The sequence below is a fragment of the Kitasatospora sp. NPDC090308 genome, from assembly GCF_044769485.1.
Taxonomy (GTDB): domain Bacteria; phylum Actinomycetota; class Actinomycetes; order Streptomycetales; family Streptomycetaceae; genus Kitasatospora; species Kitasatospora fiedleri.
Genome location: NZ_JBIVXY010000005.1, coordinates 66,667 through 91,821, shown reverse-complemented (window position 1 = coordinate 91,821; position 25,155 = coordinate 66,667). Strand labels below are relative to the sequence as shown.

24 protein-coding genes are annotated in these 25,155 nt (G+C 75.9%); 13 read left to right on the top strand and 11 right to left on the bottom strand.

Annotation, left to right across the window (positions count from 1 at the left end; translation table 11 throughout):
* Positions 1–293 precede the first annotated feature (293 nt).
* Positions 294–1,637, top strand: a complete 1,344-nt coding sequence (locus tag ACIQVD_RS13625; RefSeq protein WP_400685801.1) for a cryptochrome/photolyase family protein — start codon at positions 294–296, stop codon at positions 1,635–1,637.
* A gap of 231 nt (positions 1,638–1,868) precedes the next feature.
* Positions 1,869–2,288: an STAS domain-containing protein gene (locus ACIQVD_RS13620; protein ID WP_159072992.1), complete on the top strand. Its 420-nt coding sequence runs from the start codon at positions 1,869–1,871 to the stop codon at positions 2,286–2,288.
* A 70-nt stretch (positions 2,289–2,358) separates the two neighbouring features.
* Here the strand turns inward: ACIQVD_RS13620 and ACIQVD_RS13615 are convergent, their stop codons facing one another.
* From ACIQVD_RS13615 to ACIQVD_RS13605, 3 genes are all read right to left on the bottom strand, one after another.
* Positions 2,359–4,038, bottom strand: coding sequence for a sigma-70 family RNA polymerase sigma factor (locus ACIQVD_RS13615; RefSeq protein ID WP_402288799.1), 1,680 nt, complete (start codon positions 4,036–4,038; stop codon positions 2,359–2,361).
* Positions 4,039–4,296: 258 nt separating this feature from the next.
* Positions 4,297–5,022, bottom strand: coding sequence for a transglycosylase SLT domain-containing protein (locus ACIQVD_RS13610; RefSeq protein ID WP_400685795.1), 726 nt, complete (start codon positions 5,020–5,022; stop codon positions 4,297–4,299).
* Between the two features lie 444 nt (positions 5,023–5,466).
* Positions 5,467–6,720: an SLC13 family permease gene (locus ACIQVD_RS13605; protein ID WP_400685792.1), complete on the bottom strand. Its 1,254-nt coding sequence runs from the start codon at positions 6,718–6,720 to the stop codon at positions 5,467–5,469.
* 202 nt (positions 6,721–6,922) lie between these two features.
* Between ACIQVD_RS13605 and ACIQVD_RS13600 the strand changes: the two genes are divergently transcribed.
* The 4 genes from ACIQVD_RS13600 to ACIQVD_RS13585 all read left to right on the top strand — a co-directional run bounded on the left by ACIQVD_RS13600 (position 6,923) and on the right by ACIQVD_RS13585 (position 9,447).
* Positions 6,923–7,237, top strand: a complete 315-nt coding sequence (locus ACIQVD_RS13600) for a hypothetical protein (RefSeq protein WP_402288795.1) — start codon at positions 6,923–6,925, stop codon at positions 7,235–7,237.
* 99 nt (positions 7,238–7,336) lie between these two features.
* The gene (locus ACIQVD_RS13595; protein WP_402288794.1) at positions 7,337–8,167 is read left to right on the top strand and encodes a hypothetical protein; all 831 of its coding nucleotides are present in this window, start codon (positions 7,337–7,339) and stop codon (positions 8,165–8,167) included.
* A 74-nt stretch (positions 8,168–8,241) separates the two neighbouring features.
* Complete coding sequence (locus ACIQVD_RS13590; RefSeq protein WP_402288792.1) at positions 8,242–8,901, top strand: class I SAM-dependent methyltransferase; 660 nt, start codon at positions 8,242–8,244, stop codon at positions 8,899–8,901.
* Positions 8,902–8,949: 48 nt separating this feature from the next.
* Positions 8,950–9,447 (top strand): DinB family protein, encoded by a 498-nt coding sequence (locus tag ACIQVD_RS13585; protein ID WP_400685781.1) that lies wholly within the window; start codon positions 8,950–8,952, stop codon positions 9,445–9,447.
* Positions 9,448–9,492: 45 nt separating this feature from the next.
* Here ACIQVD_RS13585 and ACIQVD_RS13580 read toward each other — a convergent pair whose 3' ends face one another.
* Together ACIQVD_RS13580 and ACIQVD_RS13575 are read right to left on the bottom strand one after the other, a co-directional pair.
* Positions 9,493–9,780, bottom strand: a complete 288-nt coding sequence (locus tag ACIQVD_RS13580) for a helix-turn-helix transcriptional regulator (protein WP_111552720.1) — start codon at positions 9,778–9,780, stop codon at positions 9,493–9,495.
* A gap of 59 nt (positions 9,781–9,839) precedes the next feature.
* The gene (locus tag ACIQVD_RS13575; protein WP_402288788.1) at positions 9,840–10,304 is read right to left on the bottom strand and encodes a nuclear transport factor 2 family protein; all 465 of its coding nucleotides are present in this window, start codon (positions 10,302–10,304) and stop codon (positions 9,840–9,842) included.
* A gap of 156 nt (positions 10,305–10,460) precedes the next feature.
* Here ACIQVD_RS13575 and ACIQVD_RS13570 point away from each other — a divergent pair, with 156 nt between their 5' ends.
* The 4 genes from ACIQVD_RS13570 (at position 10,461) to ACIQVD_RS13555 (ending at position 14,009) form a co-directional block, all read left to right on the top strand.
* Entirely contained in the window at positions 10,461–11,039 is a 579-nt protein-coding gene (locus ACIQVD_RS13570) for a TetR/AcrR family transcriptional regulator (RefSeq protein ID WP_402288785.1), read from the top strand.
* Between the two features lie 127 nt (positions 11,040–11,166).
* Entirely contained in the window at positions 11,167–11,337 is a 171-nt protein-coding gene (locus ACIQVD_RS13565; protein WP_100835002.1) for a hydrophobic protein, read from the top strand.
* Positions 11,338–11,878: 541 nt separating this feature from the next.
* Positions 11,879–12,646, top strand: coding sequence for a type I methionyl aminopeptidase (gene map / locus ACIQVD_RS13560; RefSeq protein ID WP_400685772.1), 768 nt, complete (start codon positions 11,879–11,881; stop codon positions 12,644–12,646).
* Positions 12,647–13,169: 523 nt separating this feature from the next.
* Complete coding sequence (locus ACIQVD_RS13555; RefSeq protein WP_402288782.1) at positions 13,170–14,009, top strand: transglycosylase family protein; 840 nt, start codon at positions 13,170–13,172, stop codon at positions 14,007–14,009.
* A gap of 116 nt (positions 14,010–14,125) precedes the next feature.
* On the opposite strand, the gene ACIQVD_RS13550 is transcribed toward ACIQVD_RS13555, so the two are convergent.
* From ACIQVD_RS13550 to ACIQVD_RS13540, 3 genes are all read right to left on the bottom strand, one after another.
* A complete protein-coding gene (locus ACIQVD_RS13550; RefSeq protein WP_400685767.1) occupies positions 14,126–14,482 on the bottom strand; it encodes an immunity 51 family protein in 357 nt (118 codons plus the stop codon).
* Positions 14,483–14,539: 57 nt separating this feature from the next.
* Positions 14,540–14,893 (bottom strand): hypothetical protein, encoded by a 354-nt coding sequence (locus tag ACIQVD_RS13545; RefSeq protein ID WP_100834991.1) that lies wholly within the window; start codon positions 14,891–14,893, stop codon positions 14,540–14,542.
* A gap of 96 nt (positions 14,894–14,989) precedes the next feature.
* On the bottom strand, positions 14,990–16,117 hold the full coding sequence (locus ACIQVD_RS13540) for a YhjD/YihY/BrkB family envelope integrity protein (protein WP_402288778.1): 1,128 nt from the start codon (positions 16,115–16,117) through the stop codon (positions 14,990–14,992).
* A gap of 122 nt (positions 16,118–16,239) precedes the next feature.
* Between ACIQVD_RS13540 and ACIQVD_RS13535 the strand changes: the two genes are divergently transcribed.
* Positions 16,240–17,352, top strand: a complete 1,113-nt coding sequence (locus ACIQVD_RS13535) for a mechanosensitive ion channel family protein (protein ID WP_402288775.1) — start codon at positions 16,240–16,242, stop codon at positions 17,350–17,352.
* 67 nt (positions 17,353–17,419) lie between these two features.
* On the opposite strand, the gene ACIQVD_RS13530 is transcribed toward ACIQVD_RS13535, so the two are convergent.
* Positions 17,420–18,553, bottom strand: coding sequence for a polysaccharide deacetylase family protein (locus tag ACIQVD_RS13530; RefSeq protein ID WP_402288773.1), 1,134 nt, complete (start codon positions 18,551–18,553; stop codon positions 17,420–17,422).
* 118 nt (positions 18,554–18,671) lie between these two features.
* Here ACIQVD_RS13530 and ACIQVD_RS13525 point away from each other — a divergent pair, with 118 nt between their 5' ends.
* Complete coding sequence (locus tag ACIQVD_RS13525) at positions 18,672–21,152, top strand: SpoIIE family protein phosphatase (RefSeq protein WP_400685756.1); 2,481 nt, start codon at positions 18,672–18,674, stop codon at positions 21,150–21,152.
* A gap of 210 nt (positions 21,153–21,362) precedes the next feature.
* On the opposite strand, the gene ACIQVD_RS13520 is transcribed toward ACIQVD_RS13525, so the two are convergent.
* Positions 21,363–22,025 carry a response regulator gene (locus ACIQVD_RS13520; RefSeq protein WP_400685753.1) on the bottom strand — a complete coding sequence of 221 codons (663 nt, stop codon included), beginning with the start codon at positions 22,023–22,025 and terminating at the stop codon, positions 21,363–21,365.
* Positions 22,022–23,368, bottom strand: coding sequence for a sensor histidine kinase (locus ACIQVD_RS13515; protein WP_402288769.1), 1,347 nt, complete (start codon positions 23,366–23,368; stop codon positions 22,022–22,024). The genes ACIQVD_RS13520 and ACIQVD_RS13515 overlap by 4 nt, the downstream gene beginning before the upstream one ends.
* A gap of 242 nt (positions 23,369–23,610) precedes the next feature.
* Here ACIQVD_RS13515 and ACIQVD_RS13510 point away from each other — a divergent pair, with 242 nt between their 5' ends.
* Positions 23,611–25,122 (top strand): alpha/beta hydrolase family protein, encoded by a 1,512-nt coding sequence (locus tag ACIQVD_RS13510; protein ID WP_402288766.1) that lies wholly within the window; start codon positions 23,611–23,613, stop codon positions 25,120–25,122.
* Positions 25,123–25,155 lie beyond the last annotated feature (33 nt).

Sequence of the window (25,155 nt, the reverse complement as noted above, 5' to 3'; positions counted from 1 at the left end):
GGTGTGATCGGTGAGGGGGACGGGCCGACAGTACCGCCGAGGCCCGCCCCGGCCCGCCCCGGCCCCATCGGCCCCATCCGGTGCGGCGAGCGCTCCGAAGACGTACGGGGCACCCGTCCCCGCCGCAGAACCCCACAACACCACAGCGCCACAGCGCCAGACCGCCACAGCGCCAGACCGACCAGACCGCCCAGGCCGTCGGCCCGACCACCGCCCGGCGCGGCCACCGCGCCGCCCGGAACACCGACAGGTCGCCAAGTCGACACCGCGAGCCCCGTACGGAAACCAGCACCATGACTCTCGCCATCGTCCTGTTCACCCAGGACCTGCGCCTGCACGACAACCCCGCCCTGCACGCCGCCCGCGCCGGGGCCGACCGGGTGGTGCCGCTGTTCGTCACCGACCCGGCGATCGCCGCCGCCGGCTTCGCCGCCCCCAACCGGGCCGCGTTCCTGGCCGGCTGCCTGGCCGAACTGGACGCCGCACTGCGCGGGGCCGGCGGCCGACTGCTGGTGCGCGAGGGCGACACCGCCGAACGGACCGCGCAACTCGCCGCCGAGACCGGCGCGGCGAGCGTCCACGTCGCCGCCGGGGTCAGCGGCTACGCGCACCGCCGCGAACAGCGGCTGAGCGCCGCGCTCGGCGAACGGCTGCGGGTGCACGACGCGTCGCTGACCGCCGTCCCGCCCGGGGCCGTGCGGCCCGCCGGGCGCGACCACTACGCCGTCTTCACCCCCTACCACCGGGCCTGGCAGCAGACCCCCCGCCGCACCCCGCTGCCGGCCCCGTCCGCCCTGCACACCCCCGAGGACCTGACCGGCGCCCCGCTGCCCACCGCCGCCCCCACCGCCCGCAGCCTCCCCGACCCCGGCGAGGCCGCCGCCCGCCGCGCCTGGCAGCGCTGGCACACCGACGACTACGCGGCCCTGCACGACGACCTCGCCGCCGACGGCACCTCCCACCTCTCGCCCTACCTGCACTTCGGCTGCCTGTCCGCCAACGAACTCGCCCACCTCGCCGAACGGCGCGGCGGCCACGGCGCGGACGCCTTCGTCCGGCAGCTCGTCTGGCGCGACTTCCACTACCAGGTGCTCGCCGCCCGCCCCGACGCCGCCCGCGCCGACTACCGCCACCGGCCCGGCCACTGGCGCGAGGACCCGGAGGAACTGGCCGCCTGGCGCGAGGGCCGCACCGGCTTCCCGATCATCGACGCCGGGATGCGGCAGCTCGCCGAGACCGGCTGGATGCACAACCGGGCCCGGCTGCTCACCGCCAGCTTCCTCACCAAGTCGCTCCGCCAGGACTGGCGGCCCGGCGCCGCGCACTTCCTGCACCACCTGGTCGACGGCGACCTCGCCAACAACCAGATGAACTGGCAGTGGGTGGCCGGCACCGGCACCGACACCCGCCCCAACCGCGTCCTCAACCCGCTCACCCAGGCCGACCGCTACGACCCGTCCGGCGACTACGTCCGCCGCTGGCTCCCCGAACTCGCCGACCTCCCCGGCCGCGAGATCCACCGCCCCTGGCAGTCCCCGCGCCGCCCCGCCTCCTACCCGGCCCCCCTGATCGCCCCGGACGCCACCGGGCAGCGCATGCGCCAGGTCCTCCAGGAGCGGGAGAACACGCCCGGCTAGTCCCACCGGGTCCGCACCGGGAGGCCGCCCCCGTGGTACCGCCAACCGGAGGAAATCCTGTGCAGATCATCGGGTCGGCCAGCGAATTCGACCGTTCAACGGTCCCTGGCCATGACATTTCGCGGAAATTACTCCGCTCGACCGCCAAATCGTCACCTGGAACAGGGTTGCCGCCGGAGGAAACGGGCAGGGGGCCGCATACCCCCAGCGGCACCAGAGAAAGGCAACAGCGTGGCACTGAGCGTGAGCTACGGGGAGCGATACGGCTGGACAGTGGTCCAGGTGGCCGGGGAGGTGGACATCAGCGGAGTCGCTGCCCTCCGCGAACGCCTCCAGCGACTGGTCACCGACGGCTGCCTGCGGATGGTGGTCGACATCAGCCGGGTCGACTTCTGCGACTCCACGGGCTTCGCCGTCCTGGTGGCCACCCGCCGGATGCTGTCCTCCCGCGACGGACAACTGCGGCTGGTCCTGCCCGGACCCGACGTCCACACCCGCAAGATCCTCCAGCTCTTCGGGATCGAGCGGATCTTCGACGTCCACGACTCGGTGGACGAGGCACTCGCCGACCTGCGCGAGACCGTACTGACCGCGGACGCCGCCGACGCCGTCCCCCGCCCGCGGGAAGGGACCCACGCCACCACCGACTGACCGCTCGACCGGAGACGGAGGCGGGGGCGTGGGCGGGACGACGGTCTCCGCGCCGTCCGCGGCTCCGGCCTCAGCGCGGCGTGCCGAAGTCCTGCGTCCACCAGGGTCCACCCGTGCCCAGGTGGACCCCCACACCCAGCTCGGTGAACTTGCAGTTCAGGATGTTCGCCCGGTGGCCCGGGCTGTTCATCCAGCTCTCCATCACCGCGGCCGCGTCCTTCTGCCCGCGCGCGATGTTCTCGCCCCAGCCGCTCCACGCGTACCCGACGGCGTCGATCCGCTGCTGCGGACCGGCCCCGTCCGGGTTGGTGTGGTCGAAGAAGTTGCGCGCCGCCATGTCCTCGGAGTGCCGCAGCGCCGCCGTCGCCAGCTTCGCGTTGGCCCGCACCGGCCCGCAACCCGCCTGCGCGCGCTGCGTGTTGACCAGGTCCACCACCTGCTGCGCCAGATCCGTCGACCGCTTCGCGGCGGAGGCCGCGGCCGGGTTCGCCGACGCTGCGGCCGACCCGGACCCGGGCGCCGCCGGAGCGGACGGCCTGGCGGAAGCCGACGCGGACGGGGAGGGGGCGGCGGAGGAGACCGGCGCACTCGGCGAGGGGGAGGCCGCGGCGGACGGGGACGCGGACGGCGCGGCGGACGGCGAGGCGTCCCCGTCGGCCGCCGGGGCGGTGCCCTGCGCCGGGTCCACCAGCGCCGCCACGGACGGCGGCGGCTGCTCGGCCGCGCCCACCGCCGGCGGCGTGTCCGTCCCGCCGACCACCACCAGCAGCCCGGCCACCACCGCCACCGCGGCCACCACCCCGCCGCCCAGCACCACCGGGGCCGGACCGCGCCGCCGGGCCCGCCGGTGACCGCGCCGCGCCCCCGCCCGGTGCGCACCGCTCGCGGACGGGCCCCGCCGGTGCGCCGCCCGCCCGGCCCGCGGCGCGGACCCGCCGCCGGTGCCGTCGCTGCCGCTGTGGGAGGACGCGGCGGCGAGCTCCTGGGCGAACCGCGCCCCGTCCGGCAGCGGCACCAGCGCCAGGCCCGCCAGCAGCCCCTCCGCCGGGACCAGGCCGCGGCGCTGCTCCCCGCACACCGCGCACTCCCGGGCGTGCCGCCCGATCCGCTTGCGCCACAGCGCGCCCGGCACGCCGTCCCAACCGGCCGTCACCTCCGCCAGCCACGGGCAGCCCGGCACCGCGGCCAGCGCCCGTACCACCACCCGGGCCGCCTCCAACTGGCCCTTCATCCGCTGCACCCGTACCGCCGCGTGCTGCGGCGATATCTCCAGCGCCGCCGCCAGCTCCGTCCGCGACAGCTCGCCCGCCGCCTCCAGCCACCACAGCGCCAGCAGTTCGCGGTCCCCGTCGTCCAGCCAGCGGGTCGCCTCCGCGACCTCGCGGCGCTGCTCCGACAGGCCCAGCCGGACGATCGTCAGGCCCACGAAGTCCGCCGCCGGATCGGCCACCGCGGCCGGGTCCGGCACCGCGTCCACCGCGTCCGCGTCCCGGAACCGGCGCCGCACCTGGTTCAGCGCGATCGCCACCAGCCAGCTCCGGAACCCGGCCGGGTCGCGCAGCCCGGCCAGGCCGTCCACGGCCCGCAGCATCGTCTCCTGCACCACGTCGTCGGTGTCCGGGTGCCCCGACAGGGCCCGCCCCACCACGTTGTAGACCAGCGGCAGGTGCCCGCCGACCAGCTCCGCCACCGCCTGCCGGTCACCGCACTGCGCCCGTCCGACCAGCGCCGCCGTCCGTCCACTGTCCACAGCCCGGCCCGTCCTCGTGTTCTCGCGTCCTGCCCTCACACCCTTGGAGATCCACCGGCCAGCGGCGGATAACGCAAAAACGGGAGGGAACCTTCGGCAGAGGCGAAGCATAGTGAGCCGGGAGGCAACTCCCGGGACGGGGGAGGTGAAGGTGACGTGCGGGAACGGCGAGGCCCGCGCCACCACGGGGGTCGCGCGGGCCTCGGGCCGTACGTCGTGTGCCGTGCTCCGCCACCGCGGGGCCGCGGTCGGGGCCGGTCAGTACCAGTGGTGCGACTGCCAGAACGACCAGGCGCCGCAGGGGCTGCCGTAGCGGCTGTTCATGTAGTTGAGGCCCCACTTGATCTGGGTGGCGGGGTTGGTGCGCCAGTCCGCGCCGGCCGAGGCCATCTTGGAGCCCGGCAGCGCCTGGACCAGGCCGTAGGCGCCGGAGGAGGCGTTGCTCGCCGTGTAGTTCCAGCCGCTCTCGCGGGTGACGATCTGGCTGAAGCACTGGAACTGGGTGTCGCTGCCGATGATCCCCCGGGCGATGTCCTGGACCGAACCGGCCGGGACGCTGGCCAGCACGCTGCGCGAGGAGTCGCGGTTCGCCTGCTCGGTGGCCCGCTTCGCCTCCGCCTCCTCGGCGGCCTTGGCGTCCTTGGCCGCCTTCTCCGCGGCCGCCTTGGCGGCTTCGGCGGCCTTGTCCGCGTCGGCCTTGGCCTGGGCGTCGGCCGCGGCCTTCTGCCGGGCGGCCTCGGCGGCGGCCTTCCTGGCGGCGGTGTCGGCGGACACCTGCTGGGCGTCGGCCTGCCGGCCGATGCCGTCGCTGACGTTCTGGGCCTGCGCACCGGTGGGCGCGTCGGCGAGCAGCGTGGCGCTCGCGACGTCGACCGTCTGGACGGCCTTGCCCTCGCTGCCGGCGGCCGCACCCACGACCGCTCCGACGGCGGTCACGGCGGTGGCGGAGGCGACAGCGACGCCCCGGACCGAGATCCGAGTCACATGGTTTCCTTCCGGCGTCGCCCGTCCTGTGACCGCACGGGCGCGTTATCTGCCCCTGGCGCTGGCCTCCGTCGAACGCTGGTCACGGGAGACGCGGACTCGGCCGCCGCCCCGGGCGGACCCGGAGCGGCGGGTGGATCGAGCGGCGTACGGCCTCGCGGTCGTGCAAGTCATCGGCCCGCCGACCGGAGTTGGCGGGTGTGCGGGGCCGTACGCAGGGCCTGACGCCGATTCACCCTGCCTCACCCGGCCGTGTCTACGCAATTCCCCCGGCCGTGGCGGATCTCACACCGCCGATCATCGGAAAACCCGGCGAACGGGAGCTGACGCCCGGTCAGTTCGCCCGCCACCCGGGCGGTGTGCGTGCGGCGTGCGTGCGGTGTCCGGGCGGCGCCAGGGCGTCGGCCCGCGGGGCGACCGCCGCCGGACGGCCGCCGCCACCGCTCAGAACAGGCGCAGCGAGACCCAGAGGGCCAGCACGGACGCCGCCAGGGTGGTCGGCACGGTGAGCGCGCCCAGCGCGGTGAACAGCCGCGGACCGCCGTCGTCGACCTCCCGCTCCCGGGTGATCCGGCGCCACAGCAGGGTGGCGAGGGAGCCCGCGTACGTCAGGTTCGGGCCGAGGTTCACGCCGAGCAGCACGGCCAGCACCGGGCCCGGACCGGACGGGGCGGCCAGCGGGACCAGCAGCAGCGTCGCCGGGAGGTTGTTGACCAGGTTGGCCAGCACCGCCGCCAGCCCGGCCAGCGCGAACAGCACCGGCAGCGTGTCGCCCGCCGGGACCACCGCCGCCAGCCGGTCGGCCAGCCCGTTGTCCACCACCGCCCGCACCACCACGCCCAGCGCCAGCACGAAGGCCAGGAACGGGACGGCCGCCGCCGACAGGATCCGGCGCGGCGTGCTGCGCCGACCGGCCAGCGCCCGCACCGCCAGCACCAGCGCGCCCGCCGCCGCGGCCCACGCCGGGGAGACGCCGACCGCCGAGGCCAGCACGAAACCCGCCAGCGTCCCCGCGACCGTCCACAGCGCGAACCGGGGCAGCCGCACCCCGCCCGCCGCCACCGGCCGCTCGGCGGGCACCGCCAGCTCGGCCGCGAACCACCGCCGCAGCACCAGGTACTCGACCCCCACCGCGGCCAGCCAGGGCAGCGCCATCAGCGCCGTGAACCGGCCGAACCCCAGGCCGCTGGCGGTGAACGCCAGCAGGTTGGTCAGGTTGGAGACCGGCAGCAGCAGCGAGGCCGTGTTCGCCAGGTGCCCGCACGCGTACACGTGCGGCCGGGGCCGCACCCCCAGCGTCCCCGCCGTGGCGATCACCACCGGGGTCAGCAGCACCACCGTCGCGTCCAGGCTGAGCACCGCCGTGACCACCGCCGCCACCGCGAACACCTGCCCCAGCAGACGCACCGGCCGCCCGCCCGAAGCCCCCGCCATCCAGCGGCCGCACGCCTCGAACAGCCCCTCGTCGTCGCACAGCTGCGCCAGCACCAGCACCGCCGCCAGGAACCCCACCACCGGCGCCAGCCGCCCCACCTCGGCCCACGCCGCGGCCGGCGACACCGCCCCCACCGCCACCAGCACCCCCGCCGCCGGCACCGCCACCACCGCCTCCGGCCACCCGAACGGCCGCCGGACCGCACCCACCAGCACCGCCGCCAGCAGCACCAACGACAGCACCTCGGCGGACACCGTACTCACCGGACCCGCTCCTCCCTCACACCCGACGCACCGGACCCGGCGGGTCCGACGAACGCCCCATCCAAGCAGCTCCGCCCCCGCCGCCACCCGACCCGGCACCCCCGGCGACCGGTGCCTTTGCGCGGACGGGGACCCGGCGGAAGGCTGGGGGCAGGGAGCAGGCCAGCAGGCCAGCAGCCCAGCAGATGCAGAAGGAGGGGGCATGTCCGTCCGACCACCTACCCCGAAGATCCGCGCGCAACGGCTGCGCGCGGCAGCGGCCGGCGGCTTCTCGCTCGGCTCGACCGCCTCGTTCCTCTCGATCGGTTCGATCGGCTCGTTCCTGTCCGTCGGCTCGGTCGGGTCCTTCCTGTCGATCGGCTCGGTCGGCTCGGCGCTGTCCGTCCTCTCCCTCGGCTCCTGGCGCAGCACCGCCTCCGTGCTGTCCGCCGAATCGGCCCTCGCGGTGCTCTCCTACCGCTCGGTCCGGGCCGTCGCCGCGGCCCACCGCCGCCGCGGCGGAACCCGGCACGGCTGACCGGGACCCGGCGGTCGGTGTTCGGCGCCCGGTGACCGGTGCCCGGTGCCCGCAGAAAATGCGGTGCGCCGGACGGGGCGCGAGCGCCATCGTGTCGGAATGACACGGACGCTGGTCGCGGGCGCACTGGCCGGGCTCGGAGTGGCGCTGCCGCTCGGCGCGATCGGCGTGCTCCTCCTCCAGGAGGGCCGCCGGGGCTGGGCCCCCGCCGCGGGCGCCGCCACCGCCGTGGCCACCGTCGACGGCGCGTACGCGGCAGCCGCCGTGCTGGCCGGACCACAGGTCGCCACCCTCCTGACCGGACACGAGACCGCAGTACGGGCCGCCTCCGCCCTCCTGCTCGCCGCGATCGCCGCCCACGGACTGCTCGGCCTACGCCGCTCCGCCGCCACCGCACCTGCGGGGCCTGCCGTCCCTGCCGAGCCTGCCGGGCCCGTGGCTCCCGGCGTGTCTGCCGCCCCTGTCGTAGCTGCCGGGCCCGTGGCTCCCGCCGCTCCCGCCGCACCCGTCGTACCTGCCGAGCCTGCCGCGCCCGCCGTTTCCGTCGAACCCGCCGTCCTCACCGTCCCCGCCGTTTCCGTCGAACCCGCCGTCCTCACCGTCCCCGCCGTGCCCGCCGCGTCCGCCATGCCCGGTCGGGCGTCCGTGGTGGCCCGCTCCTTCCTCCGGTTCGCGCTGCTCACGGCCGTCAACCCGACCACCGCCCTCTACTTCACCGCCCTGATCACCGGCCGGGGCAGCGCCGCCGGTGACGGCTCCACCGCGTTCGTCGTCGGCGTCTTCCTGGCCTCCCTGGCCTGGCAGCAGGTGCTCGCCGCGGCCGGGGCACTGGCCGGGTCGCGGCTCGGCCCCCGGGCCCGCCGGCTCACCCACGCCGCCGGGTACGGCCTGGTCGCGGTGTTCGCGGTACGTCTCGCGCTGGCCGGCTGAGACGGCAGAGACGGCAGAGACGGCCGAGGGAGCCGAGACCGCCGACTGTCACCGGCGGGTGGGATCTTGTCCGGATGGACGAACCTCCGCTCGGCCCGATCGCCGCCTACTGGAACGCCGCCGCCCCCTCGTTCGACCGGGAGCCCGACCACGGCCTGCGTGACGACGTCACCCGGCGGGCCTGGCGGCGGCGCCTCGCGGGGTGGCTGCCCGGTGCGGGGCTCGACGTGCTGGACGTCGGCTGCGGCACGGGTTCGCTCTCCCTGCTCCTCGCCGAGGCCGGGCACCGGGTGACGGGCGTCGACCTCGCCCCCGCGATGGTCGACCGGGCCCGGGCCAAGCTGGCCGCCGCCGGGCGGAACGGGCGCTTCCTGGTCGGTGACGCGAGCCTCCCCCCGACCGGTGACGGTCGGTACGACGCGGTGCTCTCCCGCCACCTGCTCTGGACCCTCCCCGACCCGCACGCCGCCCTCCGCGCCTGGACCGACCTGCTGCGCCCCGGCGGCCGCCTGCTGCTGGTCGAGGGCCGCTGGCGCGAGGCCGACGCGCCCGTCGAGCCCTACGCCCCGGGCACCGAGGGCCTGCCCTGGGCGGGCGGCGTCACCGCGTCCGTCCTGGCCGCCGCGCTGCGCCCCCTGGTCCGCGACCTGCGGGTCGAGCCCCTCGAAGCCGACCCGGCGCTGTGGGGCGGCCCGGTCCACGACGAGCGCTACGCGGTCCTGGCCCTGGTCTGAGTCCCGTTCGGGTGCGGGCTGTCGGCGGGACGGGGTACGGTCCGGCCCATGGCCGACACCGAACTGACCACGCTGCTGGGTGTTTTGAACGGCAAGCGCAAGCACGTCCTGGACATCCTGGAGGGATTGGACGAGGAGGCACTGCGCCGCCCGGTCCTCCCCTCCGGCTGGAGCTGCCTCGGGCTGGTGCACCACCTCGCCCTGGACGTCGAGAAGCTCTGGTTCCGCGCGGTCGCGGCGGGGGACCGGACCGCGATCGACGAGATCCTCGACGCCGGGGGCGACGCCTGGCAGCCCGCCCCGGAGTTGACGGCCGAGGAGGTCTTCGCCCTCTACCGCGGGCAGGCGGCGCTCTCCGACGTCCTCCTCTCCACCGCCTCCCTCGACGCGTCCCCCGCCTGGTGGCCGGACTTCTTCGACGGCTGGCGCTACGACACCCTGCGCGAGGTCGTCCTGCACGTGATCACCGAGACCGCCACCCACGCCGGCCACCTGGACGCCGTCCGCGAACTCCTCGACGGCCGCCAGTACCTGGTCCTCGCCTGACCGCCCACCCCTGGTTGCCGGTTGCCGCCCCGGGCCCCGGGGCGGCTACTCGTGCGCCCCGCTCCCGCTGAGCGGGGGGCAGCCCGCGGGTTCGCCGAGCCAGACGTGGGCCGCGGTGTCGAGCGGCAGGCCGAGCGCGGCGCAGAGGCCGACGACGGTGCCGAAGCCCGGACTGGGCAGCCGGCCCATCTCGATCTTGCGCAGCGTCTCGGGGGAGATCCCGGCGCTGTGGGCGACGGTGGCGGGGTCGCGACCGGCCCGGGTCTCGCGGAACAGCGCACCCAGGCGGCGGCCGGCCTCGATCTGCTCGGGGGTCAGGGGGACTCGCACCATGCGGACACGCTACTGAACCGCCCGGCCCGCCGCCCAGGCGGGCAGCTCAGGCGGGCAGCTCAGCGCAGCGGCAGTTCCGGTCCGCCCCGCTCCGCGGCCGGTCGCGGGCCGTGGATGCGACGGTCGGCGGCGTCGATGCGGACGTCGTTGATGCCGGCCTCGCGCCGCCGCATCAGGCCGTGGCGGTCGAACTCCCACAGCTCGTTCCCGTAGCTGCGCCACCACTGGCCGTCCGCGTCGTGCCACTCGTACTGGAACCGGACGGCGATCCGGTCGTCCTCGAACGCCCAGAGGTCCTTGCGCAGGGCGTACTCCCGCTCGCGCCGCCACTTGGCGGCGAGGAAGGCGGTGACCTCGGCGCGGCCGGTGAGGAAGGTGTCGCGGTTGCGCCAGACCGTGTCGGGTGTGTACGCGAGGGCGACCCGGGCCGGGTCACGGGTGTTCCAGGCGTCCTCGGCGGCCCGGACCTTGGCGAGGGCGGTGGCGCGGGTGAACGGGGGGAGCGGCGGGCGGTCCTCGGGCATGGTGCCTCCTGCGGGTGCGTCGTCGTGCCGGTCGCCGGGTCGAGAACGACCGTTCTCCATCCGGCCGGGGCCTACGCTAGGGAACGACCGTTCTCCACGTCAAGCACGGTCAAGCAACCTCAAGCGACCTCAAGCACCGCCGAACCGGAGCCGCCGATGCCCGCCCCGCACACCGAGGAGCAGACCCGCCAGGACGGCGAGGCCCTGCTCGACGCCGCCGAAGCCCTGTTCTACGAGAAGGGCATCCGCGCCGTCGGCATGGACGAGGTGCGGGCCGCCTCGGGCCTGCCGCTCAAGCGGATCTACCGCCTGTACCCCGCGAAGGACGACCTGGTGGTGGCCGTCCTGCGCCGCCGCGACCTGCGCTGGCGGGCCGGCCTGACCGCCGCCGTCGAGACCACCGCGGCCTCCACCCCCCGCGCCCGGCTGCTCGCCGTGTTCGACTGGCTGGGCCACTGGTTCGCCGAGCCCGGCTACCGGGGCTGCGCCTGGATCAACGCCTTCGGCGAACTCGGCCCGACCTCCCCGGCCGTCCTCGCCGAGGTGCGCGCCCACAAGGCGGCCTTCCACGCCCAACTCGCCGACTGGGCCCGCGCAGCGGGCCTCACCGACCCGACCCCCGTCCAACTCCTCGCCGAGGGCGCCATCGTGACCGCCGCGATCGACGGAGACCCCGCCCCGGCCACCCGGGCCCGCGCCGCCGTGGAGGCACTCCTCGACGCCACCGCCCGCTGAAACCCCGCCCCCGCCCCGGGCAGGCCGGCCCGCGACCGCGTGCCCCGGCGGCCCTCACGGATTCATGTGAATATTCGGCCAGCTCAGGGGCATACGGCGGTCCGACACCGACTGCGTGGAGGTCATCATGGTTCCCCTTCTTCTGGTTCTGCTGCTGGCGCTGATCCTGTTCGGCGCCGGGTTCGCGCTCAAGGCCCTGTGGTGGGTGGCCATCATCGTGCTGGTGGTGTGGGTGGTGGGCTTCGTCGCCCGCGGCACCAACGCCGGTGGCAGCCGCGGCCGCTGGTACCGCTGGTAGCCGACGGCCAGGACAGCACCCCGGAGCGACCGGACACCGAGCGGGGCCCGCGCATCAGCGCGGGCCCCGCTCCCGTACGCCCGCCCGCTCCACCACTACCGCCACCGGAGGCTGCGCCTACGGTCCTCCGCTCCGGCCGGCTGGACGGGACTCCCAAGTGTGGGAGGGCAGTTCGCGGCTCAGGCGTCCGCGCGGCGGGGCGGGACCATCCCCGCGGGCGCGGGGACGGTCCCTGCGCGATCACCGCCCTCGGTGGCGACCAGGACTGTTCCCTGCGCTCGTGTGGCGCTTCGGTCAAGGCAGTAGGTGCCCGACGTGTCCGGTGCCGGCCCGGCAGTCGGCGGGCCGGGGCGGGTCGGGGGCCTCCGCCGGCTCGTGGGCTGCGGTGCTCCGCCGAGGTGGCCTTCGTGGGGTGTTCTCGGGGGTGGGCGGTATTTGAATACCGGGGGCTGCTAGCGTGTCGCTGTCCGCTGCCGGTATTTGAATACCGGCGGTTCTTTCGACCGGGCGGCCGGGTGGTCGTCGTGCAGGGAGCGGTGCCGTGATCGAGCTGAAGACTCCGCAGGCGATCGAGAAGATGGCCGTCACCGGCCGGTTCGTCGCCGAGACGCTGGCCGAGCTGGCGGGGCTGGCCGAGGTGGGGCGGGACGTGATGGACCTGGAGTTGCGGGCCCGGAAGCTGGTGGACCGGCGGGGGGCCGAGTCCTGCTACTGGGACTACGCGCCGTCCTTCGGGCGCGGGCCGTTCCGCAACGTGATCTGCCTGTCGGTGAACGACGCGGTGCTGCACGGTCAGCCGCACCCCTACGTGCTGGGCGACGGCGACGTGCTGAGCCTGGACTTCGCGGTGTCGATCGACGGCTGGGTGGCCGACGCGGCGGTCACCGTCATCGTGGGCACCCCGGACGAGCGGGACGTCCGGCTGGCGGAGTCGACCCGTACCGCGCTGGACGCGGCGATCGCGGCCGCCGTGCCGGGCAACCGGATCGGGGACATCTCGGCGGCGATCGCGGCGGTCGGCCAGGGCGCGGGCTACCGGATCAACACCGACTTCGGCGGGCACGGCCTGGGCCGCACCATGCACGAGGACCCGCACGTGGCGAACGTCGGGCGGCCCGGGCGCGGGCTGGAGCTGCGGCCCGGGCTGACGCTGGCGCTGGAGCCGTGGTGGTGCACCGGTTCGGCGAAGCTGCGGGTGGACGCGGACGGCTGGACGCTGCGTTCGGCGGACGGCTCGCGCGGGGCGCACTCCGAGCACACCGTGGCGGTCACCGAGGGCGGGCCGCGGGTGCTCACCGCACTGTCCTGACGGGGGAGTTCGGAGCCGGGTCCGGCCACGGCGGGTGACGGCCGGGTGGACGGTGGGTGGCCGCTGTGGCCCGTCCCATAGGCGGATCGCTGGACAGTCGGCGCGCCGTCAGCGGGAGGCCACGGAGGGTGTGCGGTTCCCCGGCCGGAGGCGGTCCGAACCGGTGAGCCCGGTCACAGCCGCCGCCGGTCCCGCCCCGCCCGGGCCCGGAAAATGGCGGCCGGGCCGGGCCGCGGAGGGCGCTGTACTGGCGGTAACGGGGTCCTGACCTGCGTAAACCTTCGAATGCTTGGAGTTCGGCCCGGGCGCCCGTAACTTCGTAACCAGTGCAGGGCGCACTACCCGGGATCACCCGAAACCAACGCCCCGGTGCGGCAACCGAGCCGCCCGACGGGCAGGGTGACCGCGACGGAGAGCAGGTCGGACCTCGACCGCACCGTCCGATCCACAAGCGCGAGAGACCGCAGGGCCCGTCGGGCCCCTGGTTCCGCCTTGCCTGCCCGGGGCATCCGAAAGGAATCGCATGATCTTCCGTAACGAGACTGCCGCCACCGAGACCGCCACCACCGCCGAGCGGGGCAACCGGAAGCGCAACCGCGTCCGGGCCGCCATCGTCGCGGGCAGTGCGGTGGCCGTCCTCCCGGTGGCCGGCCTCGTGACGGCGACCTCGGCCTCGGCCGCGGACGTGTCCACCTGGGACAAGGTCGCCCAGTGCGAGTCGACCGGCAACTGGTCGATCAACACCGGCAACGGCTTCTACGGTGGCCTGCAGTTCACCTCCTCCACCTGGGCCGCCTTCGGTGGCACCGCCTACGCCCCGCAGGCCGACCAGGCCACCAAGGCGCAGCAGATCGCGGTCGCCGAGAAGGTCCTGGCCTCGCAGGGCCCGGGTGCCTGGCCCGTCTGCTCCGTGCAGGCCGGTCTGACCCAGGGCGGCGCCGCCGCGCAGGTCGACACCTCGTCCGGCAGCAGCACCGGCAGCACCAGCAAGTCGAGCACCACCAGCACCAGCACCGGCACCGGCAGCAGCAAGTCGAGCGCCACCAGCGACTCCGCGAGCAGCAGCACCGCCGGCACCAAGTCCGCGAAGTCGGCCACCACCGACTCCGACCCGGCCTCCACCAACACCACCGCTGACAGCGGCAAGTCCTCCTACCAGGGCCACCAGTCCTGGAAGAAGGGCGGCCACACCGGCGGCGGCAACACCACCGGTGGCAGCACCTACACCGTCAAGTCCGGTGACACCCTGGGCGCCATCGCGGCCGCCAACGGCACCACCGTGGACGCGCTGTTCAGCGCCAACGCCCAGACCATCGGCTCCTCCGCCGATGTCATCTACCCGGGCCAGGTCCTGACCGTCTGATCGGACCCCCGATCGGACTCCGGTAGGACCGGACCCCGCGCACGACGCCGACGGCCGCCCCTCATGTCGGGAGGGGCGGCCGTCGGCGTTCCCGCGTGCGGGACGGCCAGGGGCCGTCAGTCGAACCAGTCGGGCTCGGCGGCGTCGATCAACTCGCGCAGGCCCGGCCGGTCGTGGAAGGCCCCCGAGAGCAGCGCGCCGAGCTCGCGCAGCGCCGCCGCGTCCTCCCCGTAGGCGACGAACATGCCGGCCTCCGGGTCGTACCGGAACCGGCCCTCCAGCTGCGGCGCCCGCGAGCGGACGGCGGAGCGGGCCACCGCCTCCCAGCCGTAGCCGCCGTTCTGCTGCCCCGCCGCCTCGAACACCTCGTCCACCTCGACCATCCGGTCGTCGGTCAGCAGCAGGCCGTACGAGCCGGGCTTGTGGTCGTACTCGATGAACACCAGCGGGGCGAAGGTCTCACGATCAGTCATGGCCCGGACGCTACCGGTGGCCACCGACAGCCGGGGACGGCCGGGGGAGCGGGGCCGTCAGTAGGGGAGGACCTCCTCGACCGCGCTGGTGCCCGAGCCGGGGCGGGACTCCCACCGCCAGGTCTCGTCCAGCCGCAGCCGGCCGTCGGCGAGCCGGGTCAGGACGCTGGTGCAGTGGCCGGAGTTGGTCTCCCCGGCCCGGTTGAGCTGCACGTACCGGAAGTCGACGGTGTCCCCGGTGCGGGTGCCGACCAGGTGCCCGTGCACCACCTCGCCGCCCTGGTAGTCGGCCCACACCAGGCCCTCGTCCTCGTGGTACGCGAACCGGGTGCCGGGGTCGACCTCGCCCTGCTCGGGACGGGACACCGGGGCGAACTCCAGCCCGTCGAGCGAGGGCAGCGCGGACAGCATGGCGGGGCTCCTTGGGCCGGGCAGCGGGTGTGACGCCCAGTCGACCACGCCGGGGCCCGCGTCCACCGGGGCATCCGCATCATGGACAGCCGGTGCTCAGGCGGCGGTCGAACCGCCCCGACGACCCTGCGGCGGGGCGTTCTTGGCGGACTCGTCCTTCGCCGGAGCGTCCTTCGCCGGTGCCTCCTCCGTGGGGGCGTCCTTCGAGAGGGAGTCCTTCGCGGGCGCGCCCTCCCGGGGCCCGTCCTCGCGGGGTCCGTCCTCCCGGGGTTCGTCCGTGAAGTCGACGTCGACGCGCTGCTCGGGGCGGCGCTCCTCCTGGCGGGCGATGTCCCCCAGCACCTGCTCGTCCGGGCCGGTCATCGGCGGCTGGAGCAGGGAGCGGGGCCACAGGCGGCGGGCCAGGACGGTGTTGGTCTCAGCGGCGTACACGGTGACCTGGGCGGCCAGGTACAGCCAGGAGAGCAGGCCGATCACGGTGGCGAAGAAGCCGTAGACGGCGGTGGCGTGCCGCAGTTGGTGGGTCACCAGGGCGGCGCCGAACGCCTGGAGCAGGGTGAAGAGCGGGCCGGCGAGGAAGCTGCCCGGCCACAGCGAGCGGACCGGGACCTCCTTCGGGGTGAGGATCCACAGACAGGCCAGGAACAGCAGGGTGTTGAGGACCGCCGCGAGCAGCAGCCCGCCGATCCGGGCGGCCGGTCCGCCCAGCGCGGCGCCGACCAGGGCCGCCGCGGCCGTGCTCAGCAGCAGGCCGGTGCCGAGCGTGGCGAACAGCGCCAGGCTGCGCCAGAGCCGGGACCAGTAGCCGGGGCGCTGGAAGTTGGGGACGTTCCACACCTCGGCCATCGCGTGCTGCAGCACCTGCGCGATGCCGAGCGCGCCGTAGAGCAGGCCCGCCGCACCGATCACCAGCGCCAGCCCGCTGCCCTGCACCGAGTGCACGTTCTCCCGCAGTTGGTCGCCGATGATCGGGAAGTCGGCGAGCGCCGAGTCGACCACGGCCTGCTGCGCGTCCGGGTGCCCGTGCAGGACGAAGCCGAGCACGGTGGAGAGCAGGAGCAGCAGCGGGATCAGTGAGACGAAGCCGTAGTAGGTGATCAGCGCGGCCAGCAGCCCGCCCCGGTCGTCGCCGTACTTCTTGACCACCCCGACCACGACGGCCAGTGGTCGGCGGCGCTGCTGGGTGCGGTCGACGGCGCGCAGGGCGCGTTCGAACGGGTTCACGGCTCGGGCTCCTCACAGTGACGGACGGCACTCGTGCGTATGCCCCGCCCGGGGGTGTGAACGCACGGGGGACGGAAAGGCGGGCGGAGGACCCGGAGCCGAGTGGTGAGGAGGCAGGGCAGGTGTGGTGGTGGAGCGCGGTGCGGCTGGTGGTGGTCGGTGCGGCGGTGGCCCTGGTGCTGTACGGGGTCGACCGGGTCGTGGAGGTGACGACGCGTCGGCTCTCGGTGCGGGCGGGGAACGTGCCCCGGGTGCTGCGCGGCTGCCGCCGCCCGATCCTCGCCGTGACCGGCTGCGGGCTGCTGCTGGCCGCGATGCCGTGGGTGCGGGCGCCCGGCGGGATCGGGCACCTGCTGGTGCTCGCCACCATCGGCTCGTGCGCCTGGCTGGCCGCGCGGGCCGCCGCGCTGGTGCTGGACGGGGCGGTGCGGCTCGCGGTGCGGCGCCGGGACGCCGCCTGGGCCGGGCGGGCCCGCACCCAGGTGGGGCTGCTCAGCCGGATCCTCCAGGCGGCGATCGCGCTGCTGGCGCTGGCCGGGATGCTGATGACCTTCCCGGCGGTCCGGGTGGTCGGCACCAGTCTGCTGGCCTCGGCCGGGCTGGTCGGCGTGGTCGCGGGCATCGCCGCGCAGAGCGCGCTGTCCAACCTGTTCGCGGGCATCCAGATGGCCTTCGGCGACCTGGCCCGGATCGGCGACGTGGTGGTGGTCGGCGGCGAGTGGGGCACCGTCGAGGAGATCACCCTGACCGCGGTGGTGATCGCCACCTGGGACCAGCGGCGGATCGTGATGCCGATGTCGTACTTCGCCGGCCGCCCGTTCGAGAACTGGTCGCGCCGCTCCGACCGGATCACCGGCACCGCGCTGCTGCACCTCGACCACAGCACCCCCGTCGACCTGCTGCGCGCCGAGTTCGAGACCTACCTGGCCAAGAACCCGCACTGGGACGGCGAGGGCAGCGCCCTCCAGGTCGTCGACACCACCCCCACCACCCTGGTGGTGCGCGCCCTGGCCACCGCCGCCAACGCGGGCGACGCCTTCGAGCTCCGCTGCGAACTGCGCGAACACCTGATCGGCTTCCTCCGCGAACACCACCCGCACGCCCTCCCCCGGGTCGCGGTCGCCCCCGCACCCGGCGACCGGACGGACCCGACCACCGCGACGGACACGGCACACGTGGCGGACGCGGCGCACGTGGCGGACGCGGAAACGGCGGAGGCGAGGACGCGGGCCTGACGGCGCACCGTCGGGGACGGGACGGGAGCCGGGGTCTCGATGCCGGGGTCTCAACGGGGCCGGGGTCTCAGAGGTAGTCCTCCAGGCGGGCGATGGCGAAGCCCTGGGCGGTGGCGGCGTCGACGACCCGGCGCAGCATGTCGGGCATGGTGCCCTTCCAGTCGGTGGAGGGGGCGCGGAAGTGGGTGAGGACGATGTCGCCGGGGTGGAACTTCTGGTCGGCGTAGCGCCACTCCAGGTGGTCGGGGAAGGCTTCCTCGTTCCACAGCGGGAAGGCGGTGACGCCGCAGGAGGCGGCGGTGCGCAGGGCGGCCTCGGTGTACTCGCCGTAGGGGGGTCGGAACAGGCGGGGGCGGGTGCCGGACACCTGCTGGAGGTGGTCCTGCTGGTCGCAGATCTCGCGCCGGAGGGCGTCGGCGTCCAGGCGGCGCAGGTCGGGGTGGGTGAGGGTGTGGTTGTTGAGCGTGACGCCGTGGGCCTGGAGGGCGCGGAAGTAGCCGTAGTCGGAGCGGGCCAGGTAGTCGGAGAGGAACGCGGACATCGGGACGCCCAGCTCGGCGGCCATCGCGGCGAACTGCGGGTCCTTCTCGGCGCCGTCGTCGACGGTCAGGAACACCACCTTGTCGGTGGTCGGGACGCGGTAGACCACCGGCGGCAGGCCCGGGGCGCGCTTGACGCCCGGCCCGTCGGCCAGCTCGGGCTTGACGGCGGGCGGGGCGGGGGCGCGCAGCGGGAGCGCGGCGAGGCCCCAGCGGCGGGCGGCGGCGAGGGCCTGCTGCATGCCCGCCTGCTGCTCGGCGGCGGACACCCGGGCGTTCAGCTCCTGCCCGGCGGCGGCCTGCGGGCGGGCGGCGGGCATCGCGGCGAGCGCGGCCTGGGCGGCGAGAACGGCCTGCGCTGCCTGGGCGGCTTGCGCTGCCTGGGCCTGCGCCGCTTGGCCCGCCTGGGCCTGGGCCTGGGCCGCCGGGACGGCCTGTACGGCGGCTGCGCCGGTGGCGGGCGGGGCGGCCGGGGCGGAGGTGCGGGCGGGGTCCTGGGCGTACAGGGCGGAGCAGCCGACGGTGAGGGTGGCGAGCGCGGTGAGGGCGGCCAGGCCCCGGCGGTGGCGGCGTCCCGGCCCGGAGCGGCGGGCGCGGGTGCGGGTGCCGCGGGCACCGGGGGTGCCGGGAGCGCTGGAGGGCACGGTGGAGGGGATCGCCATACCGGCAGATGATCCCCTTGCCGTACCTGTCGTACCGACACGCCGTGGAGCGTCACCCGGACGGAGCGACACCGTCCCCCGTTTGACTCGACCCCGACGGCGGCGTACAGAGTGAGACATGCGCCCGGGTGTCCCGGCGGACCCGTCCGGCCCGCCCCCACGGACCGACCCCGAACCGGCGACGCGCACCGGCCCCCCGCCCGGTGCCGCCCGCCCGCGCTGGGGCGCGGCCGCGGAGGCGCTGCTCGCCGACGGCCTGCTGCGCGCCGTCCGGGCCACCGCCGCGTACGGGGGCGTGCTCTACCTGCACTCCGCCGACCGCCGCTCGCTGGCCGTCGCCGCCGTCGTCGGCATCCCGCTCAGCCTGATCGAACCGTTCCGGCGGATCGCCGTCGCCGCGCCCCTGCCGGTCGCCGACTCCTACCGGGCCGGCCGCACCGTCGTGCTCGCCGACGCCGACGACACCATGCGCCGCTACCCCCGCCTCGCCGTCGGGCTCCCGTACGCGTACGCCTCCGCCACCACGCCCGTCACCGTCGGCGACCGGACCTTCGGCGTGATCGCCGTCTTCTGGCCCGCCGGCGGCGCCCGCCCGCCCGCCGCCACCCGCCGCCAGCTGCGCACCGCCGGGAACCGCCTGGCCACCGGCCTGCTGCCGTACGGCGACCGGGTCCGCGGGGAGCGCCCGCCCGTCGTGGTGCCGCTGCCGGCGCCCGGCGGCGACGGCATCCGGCTCGGCTTCCTCGACTGGGACCTGGCGGAGGGCCGGCTCACCGCCGACGAACGGCTGCGCGAGATCCTCGGCACCGGCCCGTACGACGGCCGCGCCGCCGCCCTGCTGGACCGGATCGTCCCCGAGGACGTCGCCCCGCTGCGCGAAGCCGCCCGGCGGGCCGCCCGGCAGGGCCAGCCGTTCACCCACCGGGTCCGGCTGCGCGACCCCGGCGGCGGCACCCGGCAGCTCGACCTGTCCGGGCACCCCGTCACCGGCTCCGCCCGGCTGGTCGTCGCCGTGGTCGACGCGAGCGCCGCCGCGGCCACCGCCGCCGCCGTGGAACGCCTGCGCGACGGCGTCTTCGCCCTCGACCCGGACGGCCGGATCGGCTACGTCAACCACAGCGCCGAACTGCTGCTGCACGCCCCCCGCGCCGAACTGCTCGGCCGGCGCCCCTGGGACGCGCTGTCCTGGCTCGCCGACCCCGCCTACGAGGACCGCTACCGCTCCGCGATGCTCGCCCAGCAGCCCACCGCGTTCCTCGCCCGCCGCCCGCCCGGCCACTGGCTGGCCTTCTCGCTCTACCCCGACGCGCACGGCCTCACCGGCCGGATCGTGCCCGCCGCCCCCACCGAGGACACCCCGCTCCCCGAGGCCCCGCCCGCCGTCCCCGCCTCCCTCGGCGGCGTCTACCACCTGCTGCAACTCGCCTCCGCGCTCACCGAGGCGGTCACCGTCCGCGAGGTCGCCGACGCCGTCGCCGAGCAGATCCTGCCCGGCTTCGGCGGCCAGGAACTCGCCCTCTACCTGGCCCGCGGCGGACGGATGCACCTGGTCGCCGAGACCGGCTACCCCGCCGGCTTCCTCGACCCGTTCGAGGGCACCCCGATCCGGGCCCGGCTGCCCGGCACCGAGGTGTTCACCACCGGCGCGCCGATCTTCTTCGAGTCCGGGAACGAACTCTCCGCCGCCTACCCCGGCATCCCGCGCGACGAGATGGCCGCCTGGGCCTTCCTCCCGCTGATCGCCTCCGGCCACCCCGTCGGCAGCCTCATCCTCGGCTTCGACCGCCCCCGGGTGTTCACCTCCGAGGACCGCTCCGTCCTCACCGCCCTCGGCGGCCTGATCGCCCAGGCCCTCGAACGCGCCCGCCTCTACGACGCCGAGTCCGCCGTCGCCCGCGGCCTCCAACAGGCCCTGCTGCCGCACCGGCTGCCCGCCGTCCCCGGCCTCGACATCACCGCCCGCTACCTGCCCGGCACCCGCGGCATGGAGATCGGCGGCGACTGGTACGACGTCCTGCCCACCCCCGACGGCGGCGTCGTCCTGATCATCGGCGACGTCGAGGGGCACAGTGTCAAGGCCGCCGCGCTCATGGGCCAACTCCGCAGCGCGGTAAGGGCGTTCGCCAGCGGGGACGACCCCGTCGAGACGGTCGCCCGCCGCACCAACCACCTGCTCGTCGACCTCGACGCCGGACTGCTCGCCTCCTGCTGCCTGCTGCGCCTGGACCCCGCCACCCGCACCCTGCACGCCGTCCGGGCCGGTCACCCCCCGCCGCTGCTGCGCGCACCCGACGGCCGCACCACCGTCCTCGACCTGGACGGCGGACCGCTGCTGGGCATCGACGACGGCCTCGACTTCCCCGCCACCGAGATCCGGCTGCCGCCGGGGGCCACCCTCGTCCTCTACACCGACGGCCTGGTCGAATCCGCCGCCGCCCCCCTCGCCGAGGGCATCGACCGCCTCCGCACCACCCTCGCCCACGCCCCCACCTCCGCCCTCGAACCACTCGCCGACCTCCTCCTCGGCCAGGCCCGCCACGACGGCCACCGGGCGGACGACATCGCGGTGCTGATCGCGCGGCTGGCGGGGGCGCCCTGACCGGGGCGTCCTGGAGGGCGGGGGTGGCCGGGGGAAGGGAGGGGCGGAGAGGGGGAGTGGAGGGACGGGCCGGGGCGGACGACATCGCGGTGCTGATCGCGCGGCTGGCGGGGACGCCCTGACGGGGACGTTCTGGCGGGCCGGACGTCTCGTGGGCGGTGGCCGTGGCGAGTTGGGCCGGACGTCCTGGCGGGCGGTGGCCGGGGTTGGTCAGGTCGGGCGGACGAGGTGGCAGTCGTAGGCGAAGACCACGGCCTGGACGCGGTCGCGGAGGTCGAGTTTGTGCAGGACGCGGCCCAGGTGGGACTTCACGGTGGCTTCCGCGAGGTGCAGGGCGGCGGCGATCTCGGCGTTGGACAGGCCGCGGCCCACCTGGACGAGCACCTCGCGTTCGCGGGCGCTGAGGCGGGCGAGCCGTTCGTCGCGGTCGGTGCCCGCGCCGTCGGGGAGGTACGGGCGGAAGTCCTCCAGCAGGCGGCGGGTGATCCGGGGGGAGAGGACGGCGTCGCCCGCGGCGACGTTGCGGATCGCGGTGAGCAGTTCCTCGGGCCTGGTGTTCTTGAGCAGGAAGCCCGAGGCGCCGGCGCCGAGCCCGGCGAAGGCGTACGCGTCCAGGTCGAAGGTGGTGAGGATCAGCACCTTGCTGCGCGGGCGGAGCCGGGTGATCTGCCGGGTCGCCTCGATCCCGTCGGTGCCGGGCATCCGGACGTCCATCAGGACGACGTCGGGGCGCAGTTCCCGGGCGAGGCGCACGGCCTCGGCGCCGTCCGCCGCCTCGCCGACCGGGGTCAGGTCGGGCTGGGCGTCCAGGATGGTGCCGAAGGCCAGCCGGAGCAGGGCTTCGTCGTCGGCGATCAGGACCCGGATCGTCATGCGGACGCCGCCGGGACGCCGTCGAGCCGGAGGCGGACGCGGACCGCCCAGCCGCCGCCCGGGAGCGGTCCGGCCCGCAGCGTCCCGCCGTGGGCGGCCACGCGTTCGCGCATGCCCGCGATGCCGTGGCCGGGGGTCTCGTGGCCGGGGGCGCCGTGTCCCGAGGACGGGGGCGGGCCCGGGTTGTCGTCGGTGACGTCCACGGTGACGGCGGTGGCCGTGCAGCGGATCCGGACCTCGGCGCGGGTGCCGGCGGGGGCGTGCTTGAAGGTGTTGGTCAAGGCTTCCTGCACCAGGCGGTGGACGGTCAGTTGGACGGTGGCGGGCAGCCGGGCGGGCTCGCCCCGGACGTCGACGCGGGTCGGCAGCCCGGCGGCGCGCATCCGGTCGGCCAGGTCCGCCAGTTCGGCGATGCCGGGCAGCGGGTGGCGCTGCGCGTCCGGTTCGTCGGTGCGCAGCAGGCCGAGCGAGCGCCGCATGTCGGTCAGGGCCTGCCGGCCGGTCTCGGCGGCCCGGAGCATCGCGGCGGTGGCCTTGTCGGGCGAGTGGTGCCGGGCGTGGACGGCGGCGTCGGTGAGCGCGACCATGACGGACAGGTTGTGGGTGACGATGTCGTGCACCTCCCGGGCGATCCGGGTCCGCTCCTCGGCGACGGCCAGCCGGGCCTGCTGGTCCTGCTGCTGCTCCAGGCGCGCGGCCCGTTCCGCCAGGACCGCGAGGTAGGCGCGGCCGGTCCGCGCGTTGGTGCCCAGGGTGGCGGTGGCGACCACCGTCGCGGTCAGGGCGAGGAAGGGGGCCTGGAACGCCCCTCCGGTCGTCCAGCGCAGGCAGGCCAGCAGGGCCCCGCCGGTCAGGACGGCGCAGGCGAGCAGCGTGTCGCGCCGCGCCGCCGTGTCGAGCCGTACCGCCGTGTCGGGCCCCGCCGTATCGGGCCCCGCCGTGTCGGGTCGCACCCGGTCTGGCCGTCCGGCGTGCGAGGCCACCGCGTACAGGGCCACCAACAGGGCGGCGTCCGCCGGCAGTTGGATGCCGACCAGCCACTGGACGCCGGCCGCGGCGGCCACCGCGGCGAACACCGCGCGCGGGGCCCGGCGCCGCCACCGCAGCGGCAGCACGAGCGCGGTGGTGAGGGCGGCGGCCACCGGGAGTTCGCGCGGCGCGTGGGTGGCGGCGACGTGGAGCAGCAGCAGGGAAAGGAGCAGTGCCGTCGGCAGCGACTCCCTTACGGGGGAGGGGAGTTGGAGCTGCTCGATCCGGCGGCGCAGGGCCGTCCCCGCCCGCCGTGCGGTCTCCCGGCGGGGTCCGGGGTGGGCCCTGCCGGGCCCTGCGGCGGCCTCGGTCATCACACGCGTTCCCGTCCTCTGGTGCTCTGGTGCTCTGGTGCCTGGGTGCGCCGCGTCGCGTCGCGCGGTGCTGCCACGGTAGGCCGCGGGGGCGGCGGCGCACATGCACCCGGCGTCGGAGGGCGGCGGGCCGGGGTACGACCGCAGGAGGAGTCCCGGTACCTCCCGGGGTCGCAGAACGGCCGCCCGCCAGGGGTGTTCGGCTGCGACCGCGGGGGCAGTGCGGAGGCGACCCGGGGGCGATGTGGCGGGGGGCGGCCCGCGCCGAGGATGGCGGCGTGACCGAGACCATCACGGGGCTTTCGCTGTCCCTCCCGGAGTTCCTGGCCGTCCTGAGCGCCGTCGCGCTGGTGGCGGCCCGCTGGCTTCCCCCGGCCGCCCGCCCCCGGGCCGCCGTCGCGGCGGGGGCGGTGTTCGCGCTGTCCGCCGCCGTGCTGGGCGGGCTGGGCGTCCGCTGGCAACTGCTGCCGGTGCTGGCGGGCGGCGCCGTCGCGCTGCCGTTCGCGCTGTCGTCCGTCCTGGCCCCGCCGCTGCGGCGGCTGCGCCGTCGCCCCGCCCGGCCGGCCCGGCGGGCCCCGTGGTGGCTGGCACTGCCGGGGTCGGCGGCCTGCCTCGGGCTGATCGCGGCGGGGCCGGTGGCCGCCTGGGCGTTCCCGGTGCCGGTGTTCCCCGAACCGTCGGGCCCCTTCGCGGTCGGCACCCGGGTGGTGCAGTGGACCGACCAGGACCGCCCGGAGACCTTCACCGCCGACCCGGACGACCGGCGCACGGTCGTCGTCCAGCTCTGGTACCCCGCGCAGCCCAGCCCCGCGAGCACGCCGCGGGCCCCGTACCTCGGGCGCACGCCGCAGGAGGCGCGCACCGTGGCCGACGCGCTCGCCGACGGCGTCGGGCTGCCCGACTTCCTGTTCGACGGCGCCGCCCACGCCCGGACCCGGGCCGTCGCCGACGCCCCGGTGGCCGGCGGGGACGAGCGGTTCCCGGTGGTGCTGTTCTCCCCCGGCTCGGGCGGGGCGCGCACCCAGAACACCGCCTGGGCCGAGGAACTGGCCGGCCACGGCTACCTGGTGGCCGCCGTCGACCACCCGTACGACTCCGCGGCGGTGGTCCTCGACGACGGCCGGACGGTCCGCGCCGCGACCGCCTCCAGCGGCGACCGGGACACCGACGAGCGGCTCGCGGCCGACTGGACGGCCGTCCGGGCCGCCGACCTCGGCTTCGTCCTCACCCGGCTGGAGGACCTGGACCGGGCCGGCGGCACCGACCCGCTGGCCGGCCGCCTGGACACCGGCCGGGTCGCCGCGACCGGCCACTCCATGGGCGGCGCCGCCGCCCTCCAGGCGGCCCGGCGGGACCCCCGGATCGACGCCGTCATCGACCTGGACGGCTTCCCGCACGGCCCCGCGACCCCCGCCCTGCACCAGCCGGTACTGGCCCTCACCCAGGACCTCACCCCGAGCACCGACCCGCGCTACCTGCCCCGCCTCACCGAGGCCCTCGCCGCCGACACCGCGACGAGCTACCGCCTCACCGTCCCCGACACCGCCCACCTCAGCTTCACCGACGCCCCCCTCTACCTGCCGCCGGTCCCCTCGATCGTCGGCACCCTGGGCCGCACCGCCGCCCCCCACCTCGTCGCCGCGACCACCCTCGCCTTCCTGGACGCCACCCTCCGACACGCCCCCGGCGACCTCCCCGCCACCCTCTCGCCCTACGGCCACCTCACCGTCCACCCCCCGAGCACGGACGGCTGACCGGCCCCGGCCCCCGCGCCCCCGGGCCCGCGC

Excerpts from the sequence above, each read along its gene's own strand:
- ACIQVD_RS13625 (WP_400685801.1), top strand. The coding sequence starts at position 294 with ATGACTCTCGCCATCGTCCTGTTCACCCAGGACCTGCGCCTGCACGAC.
- ACIQVD_RS13600 (WP_402288795.1), top strand. The coding sequence starts at position 6,923 with ATGTCCGTCCGACCACCTACCCCGAAGATCCGCGCGCAACGGCTGCGC.
- ACIQVD_RS13595 (WP_402288794.1), top strand. The coding sequence starts at position 7,337 with ATGACACGGACGCTGGTCGCGGGCGCACTGGCCGGGCTCGGAGTGGCG.
- ACIQVD_RS13590 (WP_402288792.1), top strand. The coding sequence starts at position 8,242 with ATGGACGAACCTCCGCTCGGCCCGATCGCCGCCTACTGGAACGCCGCC.
- ACIQVD_RS13585 (WP_400685781.1), top strand. The coding sequence starts at position 8,950 with ATGGCCGACACCGAACTGACCACGCTGCTGGGTGTTTTGAACGGCAAG.
- ACIQVD_RS13580 (WP_111552720.1), bottom strand. The coding sequence starts at position 9,780 with ATGGTGCGAGTCCCCCTGACCCCCGAGCAGATCGAGGCCGGCCGCCGC.
- ACIQVD_RS13575 (WP_402288788.1), bottom strand. The coding sequence starts at position 10,304 with ATGCCCGAGGACCGCCCGCCGCTCCCCCCGTTCACCCGCGCCACCGCC.
- ACIQVD_RS13570 (WP_402288785.1), top strand. The coding sequence starts at position 10,461 with ATGCCCGCCCCGCACACCGAGGAGCAGACCCGCCAGGACGGCGAGGCC.
- ACIQVD_RS13565 (WP_100835002.1), top strand. The coding sequence starts at position 11,167 with ATGGTTCCCCTTCTTCTGGTTCTGCTGCTGGCGCTGATCCTGTTCGGC.
- ACIQVD_RS13555 (WP_402288782.1), top strand. The coding sequence starts at position 13,170 with ATGATCTTCCGTAACGAGACTGCCGCCACCGAGACCGCCACCACCGCC.
- ACIQVD_RS13550 (WP_400685767.1), bottom strand. The coding sequence starts at position 14,482 with ATGACTGATCGTGAGACCTTCGCCCCGCTGGTGTTCATCGAGTACGAC.
- ACIQVD_RS13545 (WP_100834991.1), bottom strand. The coding sequence starts at position 14,893 with ATGCTGTCCGCGCTGCCCTCGCTCGACGGGCTGGAGTTCGCCCCGGTG.
- ACIQVD_RS13530 (WP_402288773.1), bottom strand. The coding sequence starts at position 18,553 with ATGGCGATCCCCTCCACCGTGCCCTCCAGCGCTCCCGGCACCCCCGGT.
- ACIQVD_RS13525 (WP_400685756.1), top strand. The coding sequence starts at position 18,672 with ATGCGCCCGGGTGTCCCGGCGGACCCGTCCGGCCCGCCCCCACGGACC.
- ACIQVD_RS13520 (WP_400685753.1), bottom strand. The coding sequence starts at position 22,025 with ATGACGATCCGGGTCCTGATCGCCGACGACGAAGCCCTGCTCCGGCTG.
- ACIQVD_RS13515 (WP_402288769.1), bottom strand. The coding sequence starts at position 23,368 with ATGACCGAGGCCGCCGCAGGGCCCGGCAGGGCCCACCCCGGACCCCGC.
- ACIQVD_RS13510 (WP_402288766.1), top strand. The coding sequence starts at position 23,611 with ATGTGGCGGGGGGCGGCCCGCGCCGAGGATGGCGGCGTGACCGAGACC.